18 protein-coding genes and 1 tRNA gene are annotated in these 25478 nt (G+C 71.7%); 7 read left to right on the forward strand and 12 right to left on the reverse strand.

Annotation, left to right across the window (positions count from 1 at the left end; genetic code table 11):
* Positions 1–96 precede the first annotated feature (96 nt).
* Positions 97–1296: an aminotransferase class I/II-fold pyridoxal phosphate-dependent enzyme gene (locus IFT79_RS01435; RefSeq protein ID WP_192122729.1), complete on the forward strand. Its 1200-nt coding sequence runs from the start codon at positions 97–99 to the stop codon at positions 1294–1296.
* On the opposite strand, the gene IFT79_RS01440 is transcribed toward IFT79_RS01435, so the two are convergent.
* The 5 genes from IFT79_RS01440 to IFT79_RS01460 form a co-directional block, all read right to left on the reverse strand.
* Positions 1282–2148, reverse strand: coding sequence for a carbon-nitrogen hydrolase family protein (locus IFT79_RS01440; RefSeq protein ID WP_056049178.1), 867 nt, complete (start codon positions 2146–2148; stop codon positions 1282–1284). The two genes, IFT79_RS01435 and IFT79_RS01440, sit on opposite strands and share 15 nt — an antisense overlap.
* Complete coding sequence (locus IFT79_RS01445; RefSeq protein WP_123571539.1) at positions 2145–3239, reverse strand: glycerate kinase; 1095 nt, start codon at positions 3237–3239, stop codon at positions 2145–2147. Before IFT79_RS01445 ends, IFT79_RS01440 begins: the two co-directional genes overlap by 4 nt.
* Before the next feature lie 103 nt (positions 3240–3342).
* Positions 3343–3416: transfer RNA gene (locus IFT79_RS01450), tRNA-Met, on the reverse strand.
* 134 nt (positions 3417–3550) lie between these two features.
* Complete coding sequence (locus tag IFT79_RS01455) at positions 3551–6451, reverse strand: UPF0182 family membrane protein (protein WP_446718846.1); 2901 nt, start codon at positions 6449–6451, stop codon at positions 3551–3553.
* A gap of 145 nt (positions 6452–6596) precedes the next feature.
* The gene (locus IFT79_RS01460) at positions 6597–7709 is read right to left on the reverse strand and encodes a YlbL family protein (RefSeq protein WP_123571541.1); all 1113 of its coding nucleotides are present in this window, start codon (positions 7707–7709) and stop codon (positions 6597–6599) included.
* A 122-nt stretch (positions 7710–7831) separates the two neighbouring features.
* Here IFT79_RS01460 and IFT79_RS01465 point away from each other — a divergent pair, with 122 nt between their 5' ends.
* Positions 7832–9226, forward strand: coding sequence for a zinc-dependent metalloprotease (locus tag IFT79_RS01465; protein ID WP_192122730.1), 1395 nt, complete (start codon positions 7832–7834; stop codon positions 9224–9226).
* Positions 9227–9269: 43 nt separating this feature from the next.
* Here IFT79_RS01465 and IFT79_RS01470 read toward each other — a convergent pair whose 3' ends face one another.
* The 3 genes from IFT79_RS01470 to nudC form a co-directional block, all read right to left on the reverse strand.
* Complete coding sequence (locus tag IFT79_RS01470; protein ID WP_192122731.1) at positions 9270–9782, reverse strand: hypothetical protein; 513 nt, start codon at positions 9780–9782, stop codon at positions 9270–9272.
* Positions 9783–10038: 256 nt separating this feature from the next.
* Positions 10039–11751, reverse strand: coding sequence for an ATP-dependent helicase (locus IFT79_RS01475; RefSeq protein ID WP_123571543.1), 1713 nt, complete (start codon positions 11749–11751; stop codon positions 10039–10041).
* Positions 11748–12680, reverse strand: coding sequence for an NAD(+) diphosphatase (gene nudC / locus IFT79_RS01480; RefSeq protein WP_192122732.1), 933 nt, complete (start codon positions 12678–12680; stop codon positions 11748–11750). Before nudC ends, IFT79_RS01475 begins: the two co-directional genes overlap by 4 nt.
* 74 nt (positions 12681–12754) lie before the next feature.
* Here nudC and IFT79_RS01485 point away from each other — a divergent pair, with 74 nt between their 5' ends.
* Positions 12755–13756, forward strand: a complete 1002-nt coding sequence (locus IFT79_RS01485; RefSeq protein ID WP_056048636.1) for a phosphotransferase — start codon at positions 12755–12757, stop codon at positions 13754–13756.
* On the opposite strand, the gene IFT79_RS01490 is transcribed toward IFT79_RS01485, so the two are convergent.
* Together IFT79_RS01490 and IFT79_RS01495 are read right to left on the reverse strand one after the other, a co-directional pair.
* Entirely contained in the window at positions 13747–17100 is a 3354-nt protein-coding gene (locus tag IFT79_RS01490) for a UvrD-helicase domain-containing protein (protein WP_192122733.1), read from the reverse strand. The genes IFT79_RS01485 and IFT79_RS01490 overlap by 10 nt on opposite strands.
* On the reverse strand, positions 17097–20294 hold the full coding sequence (locus tag IFT79_RS01495) for a UrvD/REP family ATP-dependent DNA helicase (RefSeq protein ID WP_192122734.1): 3198 nt from the start codon (positions 20292–20294) through the stop codon (positions 17097–17099). The genes IFT79_RS01490 and IFT79_RS01495 overlap by 4 nt, the downstream gene beginning before the upstream one ends.
* 131 nt (positions 20295–20425) lie before the next feature.
* Between IFT79_RS01495 and IFT79_RS01500 the strand changes: the two genes are divergently transcribed.
* Complete coding sequence (locus tag IFT79_RS01500; protein ID WP_043595511.1) at positions 20426–20650, forward strand: DUF3107 domain-containing protein; 225 nt, start codon at positions 20426–20428, stop codon at positions 20648–20650.
* Between the two features lie 2 nt (positions 20651–20652).
* Positions 20653–20949 (forward strand): hypothetical protein, encoded by a 297-nt coding sequence (locus IFT79_RS01505; protein ID WP_056048642.1) that lies wholly within the window; start codon positions 20653–20655, stop codon positions 20947–20949.
* 106 nt (positions 20950–21055) lie between these two features.
* Here IFT79_RS01505 and IFT79_RS01510 read toward each other — a convergent pair whose 3' ends face one another.
* Positions 21056–21775, reverse strand: a complete 720-nt coding sequence (locus IFT79_RS01510) for a ferritin-like fold-containing protein (RefSeq protein WP_082460613.1) — start codon at positions 21773–21775, stop codon at positions 21056–21058.
* An 84-nt stretch (positions 21776–21859) separates the two neighbouring features.
* Here IFT79_RS01510 and IFT79_RS01515 point away from each other — a divergent pair, with 84 nt between their 5' ends.
* A complete protein-coding gene (locus IFT79_RS01515; protein WP_192122735.1) occupies positions 21860–23311 on the forward strand; it encodes a DEAD/DEAH box helicase in 1452 nt (483 codons plus the stop codon).
* Between the two features lie 155 nt (positions 23312–23466).
* On the opposite strand, the gene IFT79_RS01520 is transcribed toward IFT79_RS01515, so the two are convergent.
* Positions 23467–24321, reverse strand: a complete 855-nt coding sequence (locus IFT79_RS01520) for a PHP domain-containing protein (protein ID WP_192122736.1) — start codon at positions 24319–24321, stop codon at positions 23467–23469.
* A gap of 83 nt (positions 24322–24404) precedes the next feature.
* On the opposite strand from IFT79_RS01520, the gene IFT79_RS01525 reads away from it, so the two are divergent.
* Complete coding sequence (locus IFT79_RS01525) at positions 24405–25436, forward strand: endonuclease/exonuclease/phosphatase family protein (protein ID WP_173152734.1); 1032 nt, start codon at positions 24405–24407, stop codon at positions 25434–25436.
* Positions 25437–25478 lie beyond the last annotated feature (42 nt).

A 25478-nucleotide genomic window follows, 5' to 3' on the forward strand; every position in this document is an offset into this window, starting at 1 on the left:
CATACGGCGAGCCTGTGAGCGGACTGCGCCCAGCTTATGCGGCGGCTGGACGGGACCTCCCCAGAGCCCCTCCACCGCGGCTACGGTGACGGGATCATGACTCCTCAAGCACCCTGGCAACGCGCGGCGAGCGGCGCCATGCTCCTCGACGCCGCCGGTCGACTCGCCCCGACCATCTTCGCCGAGATGTCGGCGCTCGCCACGGCGACGGACAGCATCAACCTCGGGCAGGGATACCCCGACGAGGACGGCCCGGTCGAGGTCCTCGAGGCGGCGCACGAGGCACTGCGCTCGGGCCTCAACCAGTACCCGCCGGGCCGGGGCATGCCCGTCCTCCTCGACGCCGTCGCCGCCCACCAGAGGCGGTTCTACGGCATCGACCTCGATCCGCGACACGAGGTGCTCGTGACCGCGGGGGCGACCGAGGCGCTGGCGGCCACGATCCTGGCCTTCGTCGACCGCGGTGACGAGGTGGTGACGCTCGAGCCCTTCTACGATGCGTACGGAGCCGTCATCGGGCTCGCGGGCGGCGTCCACGTCACCGTCCCGCTCCGGGGTCCGGACTCGGTCGTCGACCCGGACGAACTCCGACGGGCCTTCGGACCGCGCACCCGCCTCGTCGTGCTGAACGACCCGCACAACCCCACGGGCAGCGTCCTCGACGACGCGACCAGGCGCCTCCTGCTCGAACTCGCCGTCGAGCACGACGCGCTCGTCGTCACCGACGAGGTCTACGAGCACCTGCTCTTCGACGGAGCGGCACACGTGCCGTTCGCCACCCTGCCCGGAGCGGCGGCCCGGACGATCAGCATCTCGTCGGGAGGCAAGACCTTCAACACGACGGGGTGGAAGATCGGCTGGCTGACCGGTCCGGCCGAACTCGTCGACCGCATCGTCGCCGTCAAGCAGTACCTGACCTTCGTGAACGGCTCGGTCTTCCAGCCCGCGATCGCCGTCGGACTCGGACTTCCCGACGCCTACTTCGACGGGATCGCTCGCACGCTGGCCCACAAGCGAGACGTGCTGTCGGACGGGCTGCGTCGGGCCGGCTTCGCGGTGCGCGCGAGCCGCGGCTCGTACTTCGTGGTCGCCGACGCCGCTCCGCTGGGGTTCGACGACGCGGCCGAGCTCTGCCGGCGCCTCCCGGAATCGGTCGGAGTCGTCGGGTTGCCGATCAGCGCCTTCTGCCACCCGGCGCTCGCCGCCGAGCAGTCGTCCCTCGTCCGCTTCGCCTTCTGCAAGCGCGTCGAGGTGCTCGAGCAGGCCGCGGCCCGACTCGCGTCACTCTCGGTCTGAGCGCTCCGTGGAGGTCTCGCCGGCCCCCACGCGGCGCGGGACCACGTCGTACCGACGCAGGGCCAGGGACGGGTTCAGGCGCCGCACGGCGGCGATCCGGTCGGCCGAGACCCCGGCCACTGCCATGACGTCGACCTCGTCCCCGACCGAGGCGACGGCCACGCCCGTCGGGTCGACGATCGTGCTGCAGCCCACGCCGATCGGCGGTGCGTGGTCCGCGGCGGCGACGTACACGGTGTTCTCGAGCGCACGAGCGGTCAGGAGGGTCGTCCAGTGGTGCTGCTTGAGCGGCCCGCGCACCCATTCGGCCGGCATCAGGACGACGTCGGCCCCGGCGTCGACGAGCGTCCGCGTGACCTCGGGGAACCGCAGGTCGTAGCAGGTCTGCAGACCGAAGACGAGCCCGCCGACCTCGAAGGTCGCGGCGACGGCCAACGGGCCCGGCACGATCCACCGGGACTCCTGCCCACCGAATGCGTCGTACAGGTGCTGCTTCGAGTAGCGGGCGACGACGCCCCGACCGGGCGCCACGGCCACGAGCAGGTTCTCGAACCGGGCCGGGTCGGGCGAGACGGCGACGAGGCCGGCGACGACCACGACGCCGAGCCGGTCGGCCAGCGCGGTCAGATGGCGCACGAAGGGCCCGTCCGTCGATTCCGCGGCCTCGAGGTACGCCGGGCCCAGGTCGGGGGAAAAATACGACGAGTACTCAGGGAAGACCGCCACCTGTGCTCCGCGGCGGACCGCCTCCTCGGTGAGGTCCGTGATGGTCCGCCGGTTGCTCGCCGGGTCGTCGCCGGGTGCGGTCTGCACGACCGCGACGACGACCTCGGGTGTCCTGCCGGCGCTCATCGCGCCCACCGCCCCGCCACCTGGGCGGCGGCCTCGCCCACCCAGTAGGAGGCGCGGGTCGTGGACTCGGCGACGCCCCCGGCCACCTGCGTGGTCGAGACGGCGTCCGCGAAGCCGTCCGCAGGCGCGTCGACCGCACCGGCGACGAGGACGACCGGTACTCCGACGGCGTCGGCCATCCGACGCACGAGCGACACGGTCTTCCCGGCGGCGGTCTGACCGTCGAACGATCCTTCTCCCGTGACGACGACGTCACCGTGGGCCAGGGCCTCGGCGAGACGGACCGTCTCGGCGACGGCGACCGCTCCGGGTTGCAGACGGGCACCCCAGGCGAGCAGACCGAAACCCGTTCCTCCTGCGGCCCCGGCCCCGGGCGTCGTGGGATCGACGTCGACGAGGCTCGCGAAACGCTCGAGACCCTGCTCGAGTGCGAGGACGTCGTCGACGGAGGCACCCTTCTGCGGCCCGAACACGGCCGCGGCACCGTCGGGACCGAGCAGGGGGCTGTCGACGTCGACCAACAGGGTGACGCCGTCGGGCGGGAGGGCGATGAGACCCGACAGATCGACCCGGGCGGCTGTCGTGAGGCCGTGGTTGCCCGAGGCGACGGGCTCCCCCAGGGAATCCACGATGCGGGCACCGAGGATCGTCAGAGCGCCCGCTCCCCCGTCCGTCGACGCGCTGCCTCCGAGGCCGACGACGAGCCGGGTGGCTCCGGCGTCGACGGCCGCACGGATGACGCCACCCAGGCCGCGGGTGTTCGCGTCGTGCGGCGCGGGCGAGCTCAGCAGGCCGAGCCCGCAGGACGAGGCGAGCTCGACGACGGCCGTACCGTCGGGCAGCGTGAGCCAGGGGGCGTCGACCGGGCGGCCGTCAGGGCCCTCCACGACGCTCTCGTGGCGGACGCTCCCGGGGCACGCCCGCTCGAACGCGTCGAGGGTGCCCTCGCCGCCGTCCGCCAAGGGCAGGGTGACGACGACGTCGTCCGGCCGTGATCGTGACCAGCCGGCGGCGAGGGCCGCCGCCACCTCTGGTGCGCCGAGGGATCCCTTGAACGAATCGGGCGCGATGACCACCCGGAGTCTCGACATGCCTCAACCTTGGCATGATCGGCGGCCGGGGCACAGACCCGATCACGCGCACGAGGACACGAAGAAGGCCCCGGTCATTCGACCGGGGCCTTCATCGTTCTTGTTGCGGGGGCAGGATTTGAACCTACGACCTCTGGGTTATGAGCCCAGCGAGCTACCGAACTGCTCCACCCCGCGGCACAAGAAATGACTCTAGCACGCCGTTCGGCCCCCGTCCAATCGAGCCACCGGAAGAGGCACCCACGACGCTGGATCGACGACGAACCCCCTCCCGGCATGCCGGAAGGGGGGTCGACGATCACCGCTCGGGCCTACTGACCGCTGGCGGCGACCGCGTCCTCGAGCGCGGTCTGGAGGCGCGTGTCGGCTTCCGCCGCCGCGACCAGGTCGTTGTCGGCATAGGCCGCGGCACGGTCGGTCAGGGCCTGCTGAGCGTCGGCCAGGGCCTGGTCGAGCGCTGCGTTGTCGGTACCCGATCCGGTGCCGCCGGTGTCGGGGGTCGCCGTACCACCGTCGGTCGCTCCGTCGCCGGTGCCGGTGCCGGTGCCGTCGGTCCCGTCACCCGTGGTCGGCACGCCGTTGTCGCCGGCGGTCGCACCCGAGTTGCCACCGAACAGCGAGTCGAGGGCGCCGTCGAGGGTGTCCTCGAAGGCGATCTTGTCTCCGAACGAGACCAGGATGCGCTGCAGGACCGGGTACGACGTCTCGGAGTTCGACTTCACGTAGATCGGCTGGACGTAGAGCAGACCACCGCCGACCGGCAGGGTCAGCAGGTTGCCTCGGACGACGCTCGTGTCACCCCGGGTGAGGAGAGCGAGCTGGTTGGCCACGGCCGTGTCGGTGTTGAAGTTGTTCTGCACCTGTCCGGGACCGGGCAGCGTGTCGGTGCGCGGCAAGGCCAGCAGCGTCAGCTTGCCGTAGTCCGACGAGATCTCGCCCGGCGTCGACCCGGCATCGGCATTCGCCGCGAGATAGCCCGTCAGGACGTTCCGGGCGTTCTCACCCGACTGTTGCGGGATGTACGTCGAGTAGATCGAGAACGCAGGGTCTTGATCGGGCAGCTGCAGCGTCAGGTAGTACGGAGGCTGCAACGGCGGGTTCTGGGCGTTGCTCGTCGGCTCGTTGGGCGTGACCCACGCGTCGTCGCTCGAGTAGAACGAGTCGGCGTCCGTCACGTGGTACGTGCCGAGGATCGCCCGCTGCACCTTGAACATGTCCTGCGGATAGCGGACGTGCTGGAGCAGCTCGGCCGACATGTCGCTCAGCGGCGACAGCGTGGAGGGGAAGATCTTGTCGTAGGTCTGCAGGATCGGGTCGCTGGTGTCCCACGCGTAGAGCTTGACCGAGCCGTCGTACGCGTCGACCGTGGCCTTCACCGAGTTGCGGATGTAGTTGATGTTGTTCGAGGCGTACACCGGGCGGTCGTTGTACGTGTCGGCGATCGCGTCGGACAACGCCTGCGGCTTCGAGTACGGGTACTCGTTGGTCGTGGTGTAGCCGTCGACGATCCAGACGACCTTGCCGTCGACGACGGAGGGGTACGGCGCGCTGTCGATGGTGAGGTAGGGAGCGACCTTCTGGACGCGCTCGGTGGGGTCACGGTCGTAGAGGATCTGCGACTGGTCGTTCACCGCGTCGGACAGGAAGATCTGCTCGGACTGGAACTTGATGGCGTAGATGAGCTTCTTGAAGACGTTGTCGAGCTTGGGCCCACCGTCTCCCTCGAAGGTCGTCGTCTCGTTGGTGCCGTTGTCGTTGCTGCCCGACGGGTAGTCGAGCTCGATGTCGTTGCCGCCGTCGCCACCCACGATCGAGTAGGTGGGCGACTCCTGGCCGAAATAGATTCGCGGTTCGTAGTCGCCGGCGTCGCCCAGGGCGCCCGTCACCGGGATGCCGGACTCGAGGAAGACCGGCTGGCCGTCCGCCGACCGCTGGTTGCCGTAGGCCGCCACCACGCCGTAGCCGTGCGTGTAGACGAAGGTCGTGTTGTAGGGGGTCGCCGAGTTGCCGAGCTGCGAGGTGTTCAGCTCGCGCACGGCGATGACGGTGTCCTGCACGTTGCCGTCGATCGTGTACCGGTCGACCGCGAGCTGCTCGGGGAAGCTGTAGTACTGGCGGTACTGCTGCAGCTGGGCGAAGGCGTCGGTCACGAGTGCGGGGTCGATGATGCGGATGTTCGCGGTGGTGACGGCGTCACCGGCCAGGGCGCCGGCCTCGGCGTCGGACTTCGCATCGTAGGTCTGCTCTTCGACGTCGGCCACGCCGTACGCCTCACGCGTCGCCTGGATGTTGCGCTCGATGTACGGCGACTCGACCGTCCGCTCGCTGGGCTCGACCGTGAAGCGCTGGACGATCCAGGGGTAGATGCCCCCGACGATGATGCTGATGATGATGAGCGCGGCCGTACCGATGACCGGGAGGCGCCAGCGGCCGACGATCGCGGTCACGATGAACAGGACGGCCACGACCACCGCGATGCCGGCCAGGATCTGCTTGCCGGGGATGCCCGCGTTGACGTCGGTGTACGTGGCACCCGTGAGGAGCTTGTTCGTTCCGTCGGACAGGGTCGCGTACTGGTCGAGCCAGAGGCTCACGCCCTGGAGGAGCAGGTAGACGGCGGCCGTGACGGCCAACTGGATGCGCGCGACCTTCGAGATGCGCACTTCGCGACCGGTGAAGCGCAGGGCACCGTAGAGGTAGCTGGTCGCGACGGCGGCGATGCCGGCGATGAGCACGACGGCCGAGGCGAAGCCGACCACGGCCTGGTAGAGCGGCAGCTCGAAGACGTAGAACCCGATGTCGAGCCCGAACTGCGCGTCGGTCTGACCGAAGGGGGTGCGGTTGATCCACTCGAGGACGGTCTGCCACTGCGTCGACGTGGCGATGCCGGCGAAGAGGCCGAGGACGGCGGGGACGCCGATGACGACGGCCCGACGCAGGGGCTCGATGACCTGCTGGTAGCGGTCGAGCTGAGAGTTCAACTTGGCGTACACCGGCCGGAACCGGAAGGCCACCTCGATGCTGACGTACACCGGCACCGCCATGGCCACGAAGCCCACCGCGAACATCACGAGGCGGGAGATCCACTGTGTCGTGAGCACTCCCGTGAACCCGAGCTGCTGGTACCAGAGGTAGTCGGTCAGCAGCGACGAGAAGATGAAGAAGGCGATGACCAGGGCGGCGAGGACGGCCACCGTGACCAGGACGGGCAATCGGGGCGAGCGTCGTGCGGTTCGCGACGATGCGGGTGACGTCAAGGGTGGACTCCTGGCTGACGGGGACGTGGACGGCCATCCTACGTGTCGAGCCTGGCCGACTCAGCGTCCCCTTCTCAGCTTTGCGCGGGCTGCACGAGCGCTATCGACCGGCCGTGCAGGTGGCCAGGGACGACGTGTCGCCGCCGTCCGCGACCGTCTCGAGCGCCGTGACCGCATCGTCCAACGTGGCGACCGAGTAGACGTCCAGCCCGGAGGGCACGTTCCCGACGACCTCGGAACAGTTCGTGGACGGTGCCAGGAAGACGGTCGCCCCGGCGTCGCGAGCGCCGTAGAGCTTCTGTCGGATGCCGCCGATGGCACCCACCTCGCCCGAGGCCGTGATCGTGCCCGTGCCCGCGACCTTCGCGCCGCCGGTGAGCTCGCCGGGTGTCGTCTTGTCGATGATGCCGAGCGCGAACATCATGCCGGCACTCGGTCCGCCGACCTGGTCGAGCTTGAGCGTGACGTCGAAGGGATACGTGTAGTCCACGCTGACCCCGACGCCGAGGAGCGGCGTGCCGTCGACTTCTTGCGGGGTGACCTGCTCGGTCATGCTCGTCCCCGCGCGTTCGAGGACCACCTCCGCCGGCGTCGACGCCCCGTTCGCCGCCACCAGGCCGCGGAGGACGTCCACGTCCGCATCGGTGGCGAGACTCGTGCCGTTGACGCTGACCAGGACGTCACCTTCACGCAGGACGCCCTCGGCAGGGCTCCCCTCGGAGACCTGGCTGACCGTCACGGCGCTGGGGACGGCGTACCCCTCGTGGATCAGCGCCGCGGCGATCGCGGACTTCTGGGAGTTCTGCATGTCGACGGCGTTCTGTTCGTCGACCTGGTCGTTCGACACCCCCGACGGGTACACGGCCTCGACCGGGATGACCGAACGGCTTCGGTCCGCCCACGCGCGGACGACGTCGACCCAGCCCGGCCGGACGTCCTGGTTGCCCTGCACGCTCACGGTCAGCAGGTCGAGGGTGCCCGCGGTGGGGTAGGTCTCGTGGCCCGACACGGTGATCAGGGGTTGGGACGAACCCTCGTACTCGGCACTGCCCAGGGTGTCGAACACGGGGCCGGGCTGTTCGATCAGGTAGGGCCCCGGGAGGAGGCTCAGGACCACGGCCGAGACGACGGCGACACCCAGGAGGGGCCAGCCGAACCTGCTCGCTCGGCGTGCTGACGAGGGGGCGGTGCGCGGGGGCGTGAAGAAGGCCACGGAGGGTCCTTTCGGGATCGGCCGGGGAGGCGCGGGTCGCGTTCGCCACGAGCGGAGCGACGCCCCCGGAGCGGTGGCCGAATCCCAGGATCTTCGTGCGGCCAGCAGCTAGCGTAGTCAGCATGACCGATGATTCGCCGCGCGGGCCTGAGGACGAGTTCCGTGACATGTTGCGGCAGTTCCTGTCCGGCGGTTCCGAGATCGATCCGTCGCAGCTCGCCGGGGCCGCCGGGCTGCCCGACGACCCTGCCTTCGTGGCGCGACTCATGAGTCAGCTGCAGAACGCCGTCAACAGCAGCGGTGACGGCATCGACTGGTCGATCGCCACCGAACAGGCGACCGCCGTGGGCGCCCAGAGCGCCGTCGTGCCGACCGCGGCCGAGACCGCCGCCCTCGAGCAGGCGTTCCACGTCGCCGCGCTGTGGCTCGACGACGTCACGTTCGTGGCCGAGCTCACCGCCACGCCGCGCCTCGTGACCCGCGCCGAGTGGGCACGTCTCACCATGCCCGTGTGGAGCCAGCTCGCCGAGCCCGTGGCCACGTCGATCGCGGACTCCCTGACCGGCGTGCTCAGCGAGCAGGCTCCCGAAGAGATGCGCTCGATGCTCGCCGGGGCCAGCCAGGTCATGCGCAGCGTCGGCGGCACGCTCTTCGCCATGCAGCTCGGACAGGTCGTCGGCCAGCTCTCGACCGAGGTCGTGTCCGGCGGCGACGTCGGCATCCCGCTCCTCGACGAGCAGCAGGCGGCGCTGCTCCCCCAGAACGTCGCCGCCTTTGGCGAGGGCCTCGACATCGAGGCCGACCAGGTGCAGCTCTACCTGGCGGTCCGCGAACTCGCGCACGCCCGCCTGTTCCGGCACGCCCGATGGCTGCGCCTGCACCTCATCTCGTCCATCCGCGAGTTCGCCCAGGGCATCCGCATCGACACCTCCCGGCTCGAAGAACTCGCGGTGGACTTCGATCCCTCGAACCCCGGCGACCTGCAGGAGGCCATGAAGAGCGGGGCCCTCATCCCCCCGAAGACCGACGAGCAGCTCGCCGCCCTCGCCCGGCTCGAGACCACCCTGGCCCTGATCGAGGGCTGGGTCGACGTGGTGACCGCCCAGGCCACGGCGCGCCTCCCGAAGTCCGCGGCGATCGCCGAGACGGTCCGCCGCCGCCGGGCCGCCGGCGGACCTGCCGAGTCGGCCTTCTCCACCCTGGTCGGCCTCGAACTGCGGCCGCGGCGCCTCCGCGAGGCGGCCGTCCTCTGGCAGACCGTGACCGACGCCGTCGGTGCCGAGCGCCGAGACGACCTCTGGTCGCACCCGGACATCGTGCCCACCAGCGCCGACGTCGACGACCCGCAGGCCCTCGTGGCCCGCCTGACGTCGGACGTGCCCACCTTCGACGACGTCGACCAGGCGATCCAGGACCTGCTCGACGACACGACCGACGACCGCCCCCGCGAGGGGGACGACGGCTCGGCGACCGAGCCCGGCGAGTCCGGGCCCGACCAGGACGCCCCCCGGTCCTGACGGACACCGTCACCGGGACCCGGGCGGACCTGTGGACAACTCCTCATCCGCCCCGGCCCCACGACATGATCGGACGATGCCCCTCGTCCTCGATCCCCGCATCCCCGTCGTCTGGCGCGATCCGTCGACCCTCCAGGTCGGCGTCGACCGCCCCACGCTCGTCCTGAGTCCGGTCAGCAGGCTCGACGAGCGGGTGGTCGCGGCCCTCGCCGCGGGGCACGGCGCGGGGGGCCTGCCCACCCTCGTCGCCCACCTCGGCCTGGATCGCGCCGCGGTCGAAGCCTCCGTCGAGCGCCTGCGACCCGCGCTGGGCGGCGACACCCGGTCGGTCGTCCCGCCGACCGTCGTCGTCGGCGGGCCGGGCCCCGTCGCCGATGCCGTCGCGCGCCTCCTCGGCTCCTGCGGTGCCGACGTCCGACGGGCCGACGCCGACCTGGCTCCACCGCGGCACGCCACGGGCGTCCTGGTCGGCGGGCACGTGCTCGACCCCGGGGTCGTCCGAGAGTGGGTGAGGTCCGACCTGACGCACCTCGTCGTACGCGTGGGCGATCGTCACGCGCGGATCGGCCCCGTGACGGTGCCCGGTTCGACGGCCTGCGCCCGGTGTCTCGACCTCCATGCCGGCGAGGCCGACCGTGCCTGGCCCGCGATCGCCGGTCAGCTGAGCGCCCGTCCCCTCACCGCGCCTCCGCTGCTGTCCGTCCACGAGGTCGCCACGAGAGCCGCCCGCCGGCTGTGGTCCCGTCTGACCGGCGCGGACGGCGCCCCCGAGGACTCCGAGGTCGAGTCGGTCTCGATCGCCGACGGGCTGGTCACTCGCGCGGACGTGTCGCCGCACCCGGAGTGCGGGTGCGCAGCTCTTCCACGAACCGGCTCACCCGCCGTTCGCCGCCGCGCCCCTGCCCCGAGCGACTCCACGACAACCGGAGCCGCTCACGCGCCCTCGTGACGCCGACGTACAAGAGGCGGCGCTCCTCGTCGATCGCCGCGTCGTCCTTCGCGTAGCTGATCGGGACGAGGCCCTCGCTGAGGCCGATCAGATAGACGCTGCGCCATTCGAGGCCCTTCGCGGAGTGCAACGTCGCCAGGGTGACCGCGGCCATGGTCGGCTCGTGCTGACCGGCCTGGCGGGCGAAGAGCTCGTCGACGAACTGGCGGAGGGTCGTCCCGGGGGGTGATGCCTCGGCCAGGCCCATGATCGTGTTCAAGGACTCCCAGCGGTCGCGGATCGCGCCTCTCTGGTCGGGTGCGTCCTGGGTCCAGCCGAGCGACCGGAGGACGTCGCTGACGGTCTTGAAGAGCGGCTCGCCCACGATGCTCACCGCCGCGCCCTTCATCATCATCAGGGCCTCTTTCACCTCACGGAGCTCGAAGAAGCGCGTCGCGCCGTGGATGCGGGTCGACACGCCGACGTCGGCGAGTGCGCGCTCGATCGCCGCCGCCTGGACGTTGACCCGGTACAGCACCGCGATCTCCTCCGGCGCGACGCCCGACCGGATCTCGTCGGCGATGGTCTCGGCGATGCCCCTGGCCTCGGCCGAATCGCTGGCGTACTCGGTCACGGGCGGCACCGGGCCCGTCGTCTCGACGGCCGGGTGGAGGTGCAGGGCACCCGGACGGCCCCGCATGAGTTGGTTCGCCGTGTCGACGATCTGCCGCGACGAGCGGTAGTTCTGCTCGAGACGGACGACCGTGGCGTCGTCGTACCGTGAACCGAACCCGAGCAGGTAGTCCGAGGACGCACCCGCGAACGAGTAGATGGTCTGACTGGCGTCGCCGACCACGCAGAGGTCGTTCCGGCCGCCGAGCCACAGGTCGAGCAGGTCCTGCTGGAGGGGCGAGACGTCCTGGTACTCGTCGACGACGAAGAAGCGGTACTGCTCGTGCACCTGTTGGGCCACCCGCGGCTCGAGCTCGAGCATGCCGACCGTCGCGAGCAGGACGTCCTCGAAGTCGAGCTGTCGCCGTTCGTCCTTGACGGCCTCGTAGGCACGGTGCAGGTCGACGGCTTTCTCGACGCTGATGGCCGGCGGCAACGACCTGCTCGGCAACGCCTCGGCATAGTCCTCGAGGGTGAGCCGAGAGACCTTCCGCCACTCGATCTCGGCCGCGAGGTCGCGCAGCGCCGCCGTGTCGATCTTGAGCCTCAGGGACTCGGCGGCGTGGGCGAGCGCCTTGGCCTTGCTGTCGAGGAGGCGCGGCATCTGACCACCCATCGTCTGCGGCCAGAAGTACGACAGCTGGGACAGGGCCGAGGCGTGGAAGGTCCGTGCAGAGACTCCCCCGGCGCCCAGGTGACGCAGACGGCCGCGCAGTTCGGCGGCCGCGCGTGAGGTGAACGTGAGCGCCATGACGCGGTTCGGGGCGTACACGCCGGTGGCGACCCCGTAGGCGATGCGATGGGTGATGGCACGGGTCTTGCCCGTACCGGCACCCGCGAGGAGGCACACGGGGCCGAGCAGTTTCGACGCCGCACGGCGCTGCTGTTCGTCGAGCCCCGCGATCAGGTCGGCGGCCTCGGTCACTGGTCGATCTCGCCGCCGAACCAGTCCTCGATGATCGCCCGGGCGATGGACGTCCGTCCGGGCAGGACGATCTCGCCCAGGCCGGCGACCAGGTCGTCACGACTGAACCAGCGCAGGTCGAGGATCTCGGCTCCGTCAGGCGTGAGCGTCCCCGGGTCGTCGGCGTCGACCTCGGCCCGGAAGCCGAGCATGAGGCTCGCCGGGAAGGGCCACGGTTGCGAGCCGACGTATCGAGGCGACACGACGTTGATGCCGGACTCCTCGAAGATCTCGCGCTGCACCGCGTGCTCGAGGGACTCGCCGGGCTCGACGAAGCCGGCGAGCAACGAGTACCGGTTCTGCTCCCACAGGGCGTTCGAGCCGAGCAGGATTTGGTCGTCCGCGTCGGTGACGCCGACGATGATCGCAGGATCGGTCCGGGGGAAGACCTCGTGGCCGTCATCCGGGTCGCGACGGACCCAGCCCGCCTTGTCGGTGACCAGGCGGCGGCCGGTGCGCGGCGAGAACCGGTGCGAGTCGTGCCAGTTCGCCACGGCGACGGCCTCGACGGCGAGGCCCGCGTCCCGGGCACTCAACGCCGTTCCCGAGACCCGCGGGCTGCCCCAGGCGGAGTCGTCGGACGAGAGCGACCGCGCGCGCTCGTCGTCGAGCAGCGCCGCGAGGACGGGTGTGCCCACCGGCTCGACGGCGGAGGGGTCCTTCGAGACACCGAGGTAGACGTAGTCGTCGGCGGCCGGCACCGCGGCAGCCGGCAGGAGCGCGAGGGAATCCGGGGAGGCCATCAACGTCCGCCCCCGCCAGACCGGGAGCACACGGGTCACCTCCAACGCGAGCAGTTCGTCGACGACTCCGTCACGCTCACGGGTGAGGTAGTCCCGGTCGACCTGGTGTCGGGACAGCGGGAGCCGGGACGTGAGAGGCGAGGACATCGGACGACCAATCATCGCGAGTTGACAGCGTGGCGCACGGCAGGGCATCGCGTGCGGCGGCCTACCCTGAGGGCATGGCCAGATCTCATCTCACTCTAGCCGCGCTGGCCACGGCCGCCGTCGCGGACCTGGACGTCACGCGTGCGTCACGCCACGGCAGCGAGACGGGCGGCGACTTCGACTCCGCACTCGTCGACGGCCGTGGCGGAGAGCACTGCATCGTCCGCGTCCCTCGCTCGCAACGGGCCGAGGCCGAGCAGTCGGCCGATCTCGTCGCCCTCCGTGCCCTGAGCGCAGGCGTCCGAGGGCGGCTCTCGTTCGACGTGCCGGCCTACCGGGGTCAGGCCCCGATCGGCCGCACACGCGGCATCGTCTACGACGTCGTCCCCGGCGAGCACCTGTCGATCTCGCGACTGACCGCCACCAGCGACCTCCCGACGGCACTCGGCCGTGCCGTGGCGGCGATCCACTCGCTGCCGACGAGCTTCGTGACCGACGCCGGCCTGATCAGTCACACCCCGTTCGAGGCCATGCGCTCGTCGGCGGCCTTGGTCGATCGTGCGGCCTCGACCCGCCTCCTGCCGGCCGCGCTGCTCGAGCGATGGGAAGCCGCGATCCAGGACTCGGTGCTGTGGCAGTTCCAGCCCACGGTCGTCAACGGCTCCCTCGACGCCGGTTCGGTGCTCGTCCTCGGCGACACGGTCAGCGGTGTGCTCGGCTGGCACGACCTCCAGGTCGGTGACCCCGCCCGTGACCTCGCCTGGTTGCTGGGTGCCCCGAGCCCGACGGCGGTCGACACGGCGTTCGACGCCTACAACACCGCTCGCGGCACGAGCGACCACCAGCTGCGGCACCGGGCGACCCTCTACCGCGAACTCGACCTGGCGAAGTGGCTGCTGCACGGCACCGGCACCAAGAACACGTCGGTGGTCGACGACGCCGTCGAGATGATGACGAAGCTGGTCGACTCCTTGCCCGGTGACCGACGGGCCGGCATCGGCTCGGGCTCGACCGCGGCCTTGGACGTGGACGGCGTCGAGGACCTGCTCGAGGCCACCGAGCGCCGTCACGTCTGAGTCGACGCCTCGACCCGCTGCCAGAGTTCGACGAGCTCGTCGCGGTCGGCCACGTGCCGGGGCCGCAGCACCACGTCGTCGGCGACGAAGTAGAAGACCGCGTCGATCGTGTCCGCCGGGACACCCCTGAATCGCGCGTAGGCCTCGCGGTAGAGCGCCAGCTGGAGCTGCTTGAGCTCGAGGTCGGCGTCGTCGGTGGGTGCCTTGCCCGTCTTCCAGTCGACGACCTCGAACCGGCCGTCGCGTTCGAAGACGGCATCGATCTTGCAGATGACGGTGCGACTGCCGAGGGGGAGGTGGATCTCGAGCTCGACGTCCGTCGGTTCGAGAGACGCCCAGGCCGAGCGCTCGAAGGTCGTCACCAGCTGCTCGAACCGCCTCGCGTCGTCGGGATCGATCGGCCCCGACCCGGGTGAGCCGACCCGCTCGTCGTCGAGATCGCTCTCGTCACCCCAGGCGTCGAGGGTCTCGGCACGACCCGTCGGCCGGAAGCGCTCTTCGACCCACTCGTGGAACAGCGTGCCGAGGCGGGTCGCCCGGTAGGGCCGTTCGGGCAGGGGACGACGGAGCGCGGCGGCGACCGCGGCGGGGTCGTCGACGTAGTCCTTGAACCTCGAGGCCGGGATGCGCTGGGGAAGGGGGACCGCCCCGGCGCCCGCTCGCGCGGCGTCGCGCTCGAGCAGCAGCAGGTCGATGTCGGACGACCATCTCGACGCGGTGCCTGGCTGCTGCGTGTCGGCGGGCTCGTCTCGTGAGCGCCGGTCGACGGCCGTGGTGACCCGTGCAGCGGCGTCCTCGACCACCGCGCGGCGTTGCCCCAAGGGGTCGAGCGGCCAGCTGAGCTCTCGGGATGCGGCGGCCAGGGGGTTCTCGTCGTCGTCGGGTCGTTCGGGGAGGTCACCGGTCGGCACGAGCCCACGCTCGGCCAATTCGACGACGAACCGGCTGGCAGGGCGGGGGCGGACGGCACTCGTCCAGAAGGAGCCGCTCACGAGCAGGGCGTCTCGGGCCCGGGTGAGTGCGACGTAGGCCAGCCGCCGTTCCTCGGCCTGGTGCCGGACGACCAACTCGTCCTTGAACGCCTTCAGCGCTTGGTCGAACTCCTTCTGGTCGGCCACGCCCCGCCAGCCGAGCACGGGCAGCTCGGCGGCATCGCCGCGGAACTCGTACGGCAGTTCGCCGAAACCGAGCCACCCCACGCCTTCGCGGGAGGTGCCGGGCAACTCGCCCTCGACGAGTCGTGGCACCGCGACGACGTCCCACTCGAGCCCCTTGGAGCCGTGGATGGTCAGGAGCTGGACGGTGCCCCGCTCGGCCTGCTCGGACCGCGGACCCATGTCGTCACGCCGCTCGGCGGCTGCCAGCCACGACAGGAAGCCCCCGAGGCCGGCGTTCTCGTCGGTCGCGACGTACCCTGCCAGTTCGTCTTCGAAGGCTTGCAGCCACGCGCCCCCCGACGGCGCGCCGGTGGCCGCCGCCACCTCGACGTCGAGCAGCATCTCGTGCTCGACCAGCGTGACCAGGTCGACGAGATCGAGACCGGTGCGGGCCCGGAGGAAGGCGAGCTGCGAGCCGAGCCGCCTCAGGCGGACGAGCCCCTCGTCACTGAACTCGGAGAGCTGCCGATGCGTGACGGGCGCCGTGGCCACGAAGTCGAGGGCGTCGACGATCGACCCGTGCTCACCCGCGGCGACCGACGCCCGGAACCCGGCGGCGACCTCGTCGTCGAGGCGCTGTTGGGCGTGGTCGTGCGAGAAGAGCCACGAGGCGACGTCGCGCAACCGGGCGATGTCTCGAACGCCGATCCGCCATCGGGCACCGGCCATCAGACGGATGGCCTCGGAACCGGCCGACGGGTCGTGCAGCACCCGGAGGCAGGACACGAGGTCGACGACCTCGGGCCGCTGCAGGAGACCACCGACGCCGAGCACGTGGTACCTGACGCCGCGAGCGGCGAGGGCCTCGACGAAGACGGGCATGGTCTTCTTCGATCGGAAGAGCAACGCCGCCGTTCGGCGGGCGGGCTCGCCGTCGACGATCGTGGGCACGGCCAGCTCGCTCTGCAGCCAGGCCGCGACCTGGTCGGCCTCGCCCGGCAGCGTCTGGTCGAAGAGCAGTTCGACGCGCCCCTCGGGCGCACCCGGCCGGGCTCGCAGCTCGCCCACGACCGCCCCGGAGGACCGCGCGAGTTCGGCCACGACGGTGTTCGCGGCGTCGAGCACTCGTGACGCGTTGCGCCAGCTGGTCGAGAGGCTGAACACCGCATCGGGCCGGGCTCCGAAGTCCACCGGGAACCGTCCGAGGTTCGCGGCGCTGGCACCCCGGAACCCGTAGATGGACTGGTGGGGGTCCCCGACCGCCATCACCCCGGTGCCCTCGAAGAGGCGGGACAACAAGGTGGTCTGCACGACGCTGGTGTCCTGGTACTCGTCGAGCAACACGACGCGGTAGCGGTCGCGCAACTCGGCCACGACGTTCGGCGCCGTGTCGCACACCTCGAGGGCCAGGGCCACCTGGTCGGAGTACTCGACGAGGCCCCGACGGGCCTTCTCGTCGGCGAAGGCCACGGCGAGGTCGAGCAGCGGCGGGAGCGCCGACACCGCGCCGACGGCGTCGACGACCGACTTGTAGGCGCTGCCCTTGGTCGACGGAAGACTCGCGAGGTCGAGGAACCGGTCGGCCAGGTGTGCCACGGGCTCGGGCCCGGTGACGTTCTCGCTGAGGGCGTGGCTCAGGCGGAGGACGGCCTCGGTGATGCCGTCGACGCTTCGACCGAGCCCCGCGAGGCGCTCGTCGTGGCTGCCCACGACGAGTGAGCGTGCCAGTTGCCAGGCGGACGCATCGCCGAGCACCTGCGACTCGCTCTCTCGACCGACCCGCAGGGCGTTGTCGCGGAAGATCGCGTTGGCGAAGGCGTTGTAGGTCGAGACGGTGGGCACGTCGAAGGGATCGGCCTCGTCGCCGAGCAGTCCGACGGCGGCGAGCTGGCCGATGCGCCGCTCGATCCGCTCACCGAGTTCGCCGGCGGCCTTGCGGGTGAAGGTCAGGCCGAGCACCTGCGAGACGCCGACGAGACGGTTGGCCAGCAGCCACACCACGCGGTTGGCCATGGTCTCGGTCTTGCCGCTGCCGGCGCCCGCGACGACCAGGGCGGGTTCGAGAGGGGCCTCGATGACGGCTTGCTGCTCGGGGGTCGGCGTGGGAAGCCCGAGCGCCTCGGAGATCTCGGCTGCTCCGAGCCGGGACGAGGAGGCGCGCGTCGTGCCGTCGACGCCACGACCGTCGACCCCGTCACGCGTGCCCGCCGCGCCACCCCCGTCGGCGGCGCGACCCCCGGTCGTCACGAGCCGCTCACCTCGCCCACCACGTGGATGCGGCACGATCCGCCGTGCCGCCCTTCGCAGTGGTCGTCGAGACGGGCCACGAACACCCGCCCCGCCATGTGCTCGGCCGAGTCGACGACCCGGGCACGGAAGGCCGCGAGTCGGTCGTCGTCGAACGCCCCCTGGGCGGGCTCCCGGTAGAGCTTGCCCCGGACGCCCGACGACACGATCACGAGCTTCGCCCCGCCGGGAGGTGTGCCCTCGGGCACGGCCTCGACGGCACCGTCGGCGAGGGCGACCTGGTAGCTGCCCAGCTGGGGGTGTTCGGCGACGGCCTGGGGCGACGTCGGGGCCGACCGGCCCGTCTTGAGGTCGACGATCACGGCGGCGCCCTCGCGGGTGCGCTCCACCCTGTCGATGGACCCGCGCAGACGCGCCGGCCCGATGTCGAGGCTAAAGGTGGACTCGGCGCCGAGCAGGCTCCCGCCCGACGCCTCGAAGTCCCGCAGGTAGGAGGAGAGGCTCTCGGTCATGTCGCGCGCCCGGCGTTTCTCGGCCTCTGCGATCCAGGCCGACTCGAACTCGAGCTCGGGCCAGCGCCCCTCGACCGACTGCCAGAGCGAGTCGACGTCGGTGCCCTCGGCGTGCTCCATCACGTCGTGCAGCACCGTGCCGAGACCCATCGCCGCGTTGGGAGGGGACCCGCCGAACCGGTCGACGAACCAGTGCAGGGGGCACTCCTCGAACGACCCGAGTTGCGACGGCGAGACCGGCACGTGGGCCTCGGGAGCCTCCAGGTCGATGAGCGGCTCGACGGTGCTCGGGTCGAGCAACCCGTACCAGTCGTCCGGCGACGCCCCCGCCACGCCTTCGCCGGCGAGTCGGGCCAACGCCTCGACCGCGTCGTCGGCCCGTGGTCCGTGAGGCGACGAGACGAGCACGTGACGGAGGTGCCCCACGAGTCCTCGAAGCGACAGGGGGTGCCCGGCGGGTGCCTCGGGGCAGCCGTCGGGCAGCAGCCGGAAGAACGGCGAGGGCCCCTCGTCGTCGTTCGAGGTGCAGGAGAGCACGACCTGTCGGGTGGCCCGCGACACGGTGAGGGCGAACATGCGTAGTTCGTCGGACAGAACCGTGGCCCGCGCGTCGGAGGGGGCTGCCGGCTCGTCGTCGTGGTCGTGGTCGTCGACCGGACCACCGCGGAGCAGGCCGCGCTCGGCGAGGTCGACCAGCTCGTCGGGGGCGAGCAGGCCGCCCCGGACCCGGAGGTTTGGCCACACGCCGTCCTGCAGCCGAGCGGCGACGACCACGTCGACCTCGATGCCCACGGCGTTCGACGGCGAGCACACCAGCACGGTCTCGGCCGTCGCCTGCGGCGAGAGGGTGTCCTCGGGCACCTCGGCCCCGAGCAGCGAGTCGAGGAAGGCACCGGCGGGTGCCTCGGGGGTGCGTTCGACGAAGCGCTTGGCGGCCGTGAACAGGGCGACGACACCGTCGAGGTGACGGTCGGCCTCGGCGGCAACGATGCCGCGACCGTCGCTCTGGGCCGACCACTCGGCCGCGAGTCCGCTGCGCTCCCAGAGGCCCCAGAGCACCTCTTCGATGCTCGCGCCGGTCGCGGCTGCACGGCGGGCCGCGTCGAGACTGGTCGAGAAACGCCCGGCTCGGGCCGCGAACCTCGAGTCGATCGTGACGAAGCGACCGGCTCCCTCGAGCGCCTCGACGAGCAGGTCGTCGGCCGAGCGGACGCCGCCCGTGCCGAGCTCGTCGGCTCGCAGGGCGAGCCTCAGGCGTCGGAGCGACAACGCGTCGAAGCCGGCGAGCGGCCCCAGCAGCAGCTCGGTCGCGAGCTCGACGGTGAGCTCGTCGCGACCGACGGCGACGGCGGCGGCGAGCAACAGGTGGCGGGCCGCGTGTTCGTCGCGAACGGCGCGTCCGGCGACGGAGGTGCGGGTCGGGACCTCGGCGAGCTGCAGCCCCCGGGCGACTCCGGCCACCTGCCCACCGCTGCGGACGACCACCATCATGCGCGACCACGGCACCCTGCGGACCAGGTGGTGCTCGCGCAGCAGGCGGGCCACCGACGCCACTTCGTGGCTCGGGCTGTCGGCCCGGACGGTCACGATCGGGACCGCCACCGGGTCCGCCGCTCCCCCGGCCTCGGAGGGCTCGATCGCCGGAGCCGCCACCGCGGCGTGCTGGCGACCGGCGCCGGCCGTCCCGATGCGCGAGGTGACCCGCTGCACGAGATCGCGCAACGGAGGCTGGTGCCGGTGGGCCGTGGAGAGGTACAGGGTCTCGACGTCGGACAGGCCGAGCCGAGGGCCGAGACGACCGAGCACGTCGGGCGTGCCCCCGCGGAACGCGCTGGTGGACAGGTCGGGGTCGCCGAACGCGACCACGGCGACACCCCGCCGCGTCAGGGCGCGGAGCAGCGCCAGGGTCGACTCGGTCGCTTCCTGCGCGTCGTCGACGAGGACGACCCTCAGCCCCTCGACGACCGGGGAGGTCTCGCCGCGGTCGAGGGCGGCGACGGCGTAGTCGACCAGGTCCGCCGAGTCGAGGTGCCGCCCCCGTGCGGCGTCGAGGACGCTCAGGTACTCGTCGCGGAAGTCGGCCACCGCCGCCCATTCGGGCCGGTCGGCCCTCTCGGCGGCTCGTCGGAGCCCCTCGGACCCGATGCGGTGCTCGGTCGACCGCATGAGGACTTCGCGCAGTTCGGTGCGGAAGCCGCGGAGTCGACGAACGGTCGGGCCGAGCCCCTCGGGCCAGGACGGGCCCGTGCCGTCGACCTCGTGCCCCTCGAGGAGGGAACGGACGATGCTGTCCTGGTCGCCGCCCGTCAGCAGGGTCGGCGTGGGCAGGCCGACGAGCCGCGCCGCATGGCCGACCACGTCGAACGCCAGGGACGAGACGGTGCGGGCCAGGGGCCCCGGGGTCGGCACGGTGAGCCTCGACGCGATGACGTCACGGAGCGTCGTCGCCGTCGAGCGCGTCGGTGCGAGCACCATGACGGCGGCCGGACCCCAACCGCGCCGTTCGACACGGTCGACCACGAACTCGACGAGCGTGCGGGTCTTGCCCGAGCCCGGGGCACCCAGGACCGCGGCCGACCGCCCGTCGGCCAGGTCGAGCACGGCCCGCTGCGAGTCGTCGAGCACCGGCGGCACCGAGGCTCGGGCCGGACTCGAGAGGGGCGGTGAGACGGTCGAGGCCATGTCCCGACGCTACCGGCTGGCACCGACATCGAGGTCGGTCGCGTGGACCGTCGACGGCCCGACGGGCCACCCCGTGTGCGCCGACAGAGAACGTGCAGAGCCGGGACGGCGAGGTCGGATATCGTGACCTCGTGGACATTCGCATCGGCATCACCAACAGCCCCCGTGAGATCAGCTTTGAGACGGCCCAGACCGCCGACGAGGTCGAGAAGGTCGTCGGCGACGCGCTCGACGGCGGCAAGTCGTACGTCACCCTCGCCGACTCCAAGGGCAAGACCTACCTGGTCCCCACCGCATCGCTCGCCTACGTCGAGGTCGGCAGCGAAGAGAGCCGCAAGGTCGGGTTCGTCAGCTAGTCGTGGAACTCCTCTTCGTCGTCCTGGGCGGCGCCATCCTCGGGTTCGTCCTCCACTACGCGCTGCCCGACGGCGACACCCGCGGCGTCCTGCTCGCGCCCGCGTCCGGCGCCGTCGTGGCGGCGATCGTGTGGGAGGTCCTGACCTGGGCCGGATGGCCCGCCGACGGCGGATGGATCTGGGTGGCAGCACTCGTCCTCCCCGCCGTCGTCGCGTTCGTGGTCTGCCGTGTCGCGGCGGCCCGCCGCCGGGCTCACGACAGCGAGCACTTCGCCCGCCTGGTGCGCTCCGCCTCCTGACGCCGCGCCTCCGCCAGGCCCTCGATGCACGGCCGGTCGCCCAGGGCGGCCACGCCAGTTCGCCGGGCACGCGCCCGCCAGCCGGAGGGCTACCAGCGGTCAGCGCTCAGGCGGTGAGTCCGAGGGCGTCCATGCGGCGCGTGTGGGCGGCGATGAGTTCCGTGAAGACGGGTTCGAGACGCTCGTCGTCGGCGGACACGTGCGACGCGGACACCGCGGCGCGAGCGACCAACAGGGTGTCTCCCACCAACCTGCGCCCCCAGAGGGCCAGCCGTGACGCGAGCCGCGGGTCGGCCTCGATGGCCGCGGAGAGTTCTCGCACCACGAGCGGTGCGTCGTCGTGGGCCTCGAGCACCGCCACGATCCGCTTGTGGTGGTCCGCCGGCAGTCCGGCCGCCAACCGCACGAAGACGTCGTTGAGCAGGCCGGCCGCGACGTAGTCCGCGACGATCGCCTCGTACCAGTCCGTGCCTCCGGTCCGGGCCCGGAACTCGTCGATGGCGGCGATGTGGGGCTCCATCGACTCGGTGGCGTCGTGGCCGGACCGTTCGATCTCGGCCACCAGGCCGCGGTGTCGGGCCAAGGTCGTCTCGGCGATGCGGCCGGTGGTCTCTTTCGCACGGACGTCGGGGGCGAAGGCCGACGAGCGGCCCAGCGTCTCGAAGAGCGCGAGTTCGAGGTAGGCCGCGTGCCCCAGGAAGACCAACAAGTCGGGGGTGAACTGGTCGAGCTCGACCCGGGCCGCGGGGGTCGGCTTCGCCGCGGGCCGCGGCCACTGCAGGGACGGGACGCCGCGTTTCGCACCTCGACCGGGCCAGGACACCACGCCCACATCTTACGGGGTCCGAGGGGCCGCCCGTCGCGACGGGCTAAACTCGACGCATCCCCCTATATGAGACAGGGCAACACTTTGACATTCACTGACCTCGCGATCGACCCCGACATGGTCGACGCTCTGGCGTCGAAGGGGATCCTCGAACCTTTCCCCATCCAGACGCAGACCATCCCCCTCGCCCTCGCCGGGCAGGACATCATCGGCCAGGCCAAGACGGGCACCGGCAAGACCTTCGGCTTCGGCCTCCCGATCATCCAGCGCATCGGCCTCGACCCGGCCCCCGGCGTCAAGGTGCTCGTCGTCGTCCCGACCCGCGAACTCTGCGTCCAGGTGGCCGACGACCTCGAGCTCGCCACCTCGAACCGGGCGACCAAGATCGTCAGCATCTACGGCGGCAAGGCCTACGAGGGCCAGGTCGAGCAACTCAAGGCCGGCGCGCAGATCGTCGTGGGCACCCCCGGGCGCCTCCTCGACCTGGCCGGCCAGCGCCTCTTGAACCTCAAAGAGGTGCAAGAGGTCGTGCTGGACGAGGCCGACAAGATGCTCGACCTGGGCTTCCTCAGCGACATCGAGAAGATCTTCCAGCAGGTGCCGGCCACCCGTCACACCATGCTGTTCTCGGCGACCATGCCCGGCCCGATCGTGGCCTTGGCACGCCGGTTCATGTCGAAGCCGATCCACATCCGCGCGACCGACCCCGACGAGGGCCTCACGCAGGCGAACATCAAGCACGTCGTCTACCGGGCCCACTCGCTCGACAAGGACGAGGTGATCGCGCGCATCCTCCAGGCCGAGGGGCGTGGCAAGACCGTCGTCTTCACCCGGACCAAGCGCGCGGCCGCCAAGCTCGTCGAAGAGCTGAACGACCGCGGCTTCAACGCGGCGGCCGTCCACGGTGACCTCAACCAGGAGCAGCGCGAGCGCGCGATGGCCGCGTTCAAGGCGGGCAAGAAGGACATCCTGATTGCGACCGACGTCGCGGCCCGAGGCATCGACGTGAACGACGTCACGCACGTGATTAACCACACCGTGCCCGACGACCACGACACCTACCTGCACCGCGCCGGCCGAACCGGCCGCGCCGGCAAGACCGGCATCGCCGTGACGTTCGTCGACTGGGACGACCTGCACAAGTGGGCCCTGATCAACCGGGCCCTCGACATGGGCCAGCCCGAGCCGGTCGAGACCTACTCGTCGAGCCCGCACCTCTTCGCCGACCTCGACATCCCCGCCGGGACGAAGGGACGCCTGCGCGCGAGCTCCTTGTCAGCTGTCAAGGCGGGTTCGGTCGGCTCGCGCGAGCGCACCGGCGGCCCCCAGGGCGATCGTGACAGGGGTCGCGGTCGCGGTCGTGGCGACGCTCCCGTGCGGGCCTCCGGTGAGCCCTCGACCACGGGCCGCGGCGCCGCACAGGCGCCCGACGCGGCGGCTTCGGCCGGCGAGGGCACGGGTGAGGCCCCGCGCAAGCGCAGCCGCAACCGTCGCCGTCGTCCCGCCGGCGACTCGTCGTCACAGCCGCAGGGCTGACGACCGATCCAGCGCGAGACCCTCTCGACCGTCCGCGGCGAGGGGGTCTCGTGCGTCCGGCACGTCGCCGTCCGGCACGTCACCGTCCGGAACGCCGCCGTCCGGCACGTCATCGCCCGGCAGGGAGCCGTGCGGACGAGGAGGCGCGGGCCGGTTCAGCCCCGGACGGGCACCCACCCGGTCGCCGCGTCGACGATCCGGTCGAGTTGTCCGGGAGCCGTGGTGTTCTCGCCCAACCGGTTGGGCTTGCCGTCGCCGTGGTAGTCGCTCGACCCGGTCACGATGAGGTCGTACCGTCGGGCGAGCTCGAGCAGTCGCGCCTTGCCGGCCGAGGTGTTCTCGCGGTGGTCGATCTCGACGCCGAGCAGCCCGGCGTCGACGAGGGCCTCGAAGCCCTCGCTGGAGACGTTCGGCTCGCGACCCCGCGTCGCCGGGTGGGCGATGACGGGGACGCCCCCGGCCTCCCGGATCAGGCGGACGCCGATCAGGGGGCTGGGTGCCTCGTGCGGCTCGTAGTACCCGGACCGCCAGTGCAGGATGCCCGCGAAGGCGGCGCTGCGGTCGGGCGCGTAGCCCTTGGCGACGAGGGCGTCGGCGATGTGCGGCCGTCCCAGGGTCGCCCCCGAGCTGGCCTGGGCGAGGACGTCGCCCCAGGTCAGGTCGTAGTCGGCGGCGATGCGTTCGACGATGCGCTCGGCCCGGTGCAGACGGCTGTCGCGCAGGCGGGCCGTCTCGGCGACGAGGCCCGGGTGGGCGGGGTCGAAGAGGTAGCCGAGCATGTGGACGCTGTTCAGTCCGAGCCGGGTGCTGAGCTCCATGCCGGGGAGGAGGGTGAGACCGGTGCCGGCGACGGCGGCCGTGGCCTCGGACCACCCGGCCGTGCTGTCGTGGTCGGTCAGGGCGACGGTGTCGAGCCCCGCGCGCACGGCCGACGCGACCAGCGCGGCGGGCGCCTCGGTGCCGTCCGACACGCTCGAGTGAGTGTGCAGGTCGACCAGGCGCGTGGGCATCCCCCCATCGTAGGCGGCGCGCATCCGAGCCGTCCGTGCGGCGCCCGACGTGCGGTCGGGGGTTCCCCTAGGCTCCAGGGGCCATGATCCGTCGTCTCGTCGCCCTCGTCTTCGTCCTCGCCGTCGCCGCGGTGCTCCTGGCCGCCCTCTGGCCCCAGGCCGTCGGGCTGCAGCGCGTCTTCCCGGTCGGTCAGGTGGTGTCGTTCCGCCTCGTCGCCGGGGCCGTCGCGATCGTCCTGGTGGTGCTGCTGCTCGTGCTGGGCCTGGTCGCACGGCCGATCCGGTCGCTCACGGCGAGCGCGGCCGTGCTGCTGCTCGTGTTCGGCGTCCTCTCGGCGGGCGTCGTGACGGCTCGCGGCCTGGGCCGCACCGACTTCGTCGAGAAGACGCCCACCGACGTCACCGTGCTGTCGTGGAACACCCTCGGCGCGGCGACCGGGGCCGACGCCGTCGTCGCCCTCGCGACCGAGGTCGGTGCCGACGTGATCGCCCTGCCCGAGACCCGCCAGGAGGTCGGCGTCGCCGTCGCCGAGGCCATGGCCGCCGCCGGCAAGCCCATGTGGGTGCACACGGTGGCCTACGACCAGATCGCGAGCGGCCGCTCGACGACCCTCCTGATCAGTGCCGCGCTGGGCGACTACCAGGTCGCGATCGGTGACGACGGCACCACCGACGCACGGACGACGCCCGTCCTCCCGACGGTCGTCGCGACACCCGTGTCGGGCGAGGGCCCCACGATCGTCGCCGCCCATCCCGTGTCGCCGACGCCCGAGCACATGGGGCAGTGGCGTGCCGGCCTGGGGTACCTCGCCGACGTCTGCCGGTCGGGGAACGTGATCATGGCGGGTGACTTCAACGCCACCCTCGACCACATGGCCGGGCTCGGCACCGACGGTGGAGCGCTCGGAGCCTGCCGCGATGCCGCCGAGGCGACCGCGAACGCCGGCGTCGGGACCTGGCCGACCGACGTCCCTCCCCTCCTCGGTGCGCCGATCGACCACGTCATGGCCACCGAGCAGTGGCTGCCGACCGGCTTCCGGGTCGTGACCGAGCTCGACGACGCCGGCAGCGACCACCGGGCGGTCGTCGCCCAGCTCAGTCGCACGGGAGCCTGAGCCCGCCGACTGGGCGTCCGGCCCGTTTGGCGGGACAATGGT

This window comes from Frigoribacterium sp. CFBP 8759 (genome assembly GCF_014841655.1).
In the GTDB taxonomy this organism is placed as follows: domain Bacteria; phylum Actinomycetota; class Actinomycetes; order Actinomycetales; family Microbacteriaceae; genus Frigoribacterium.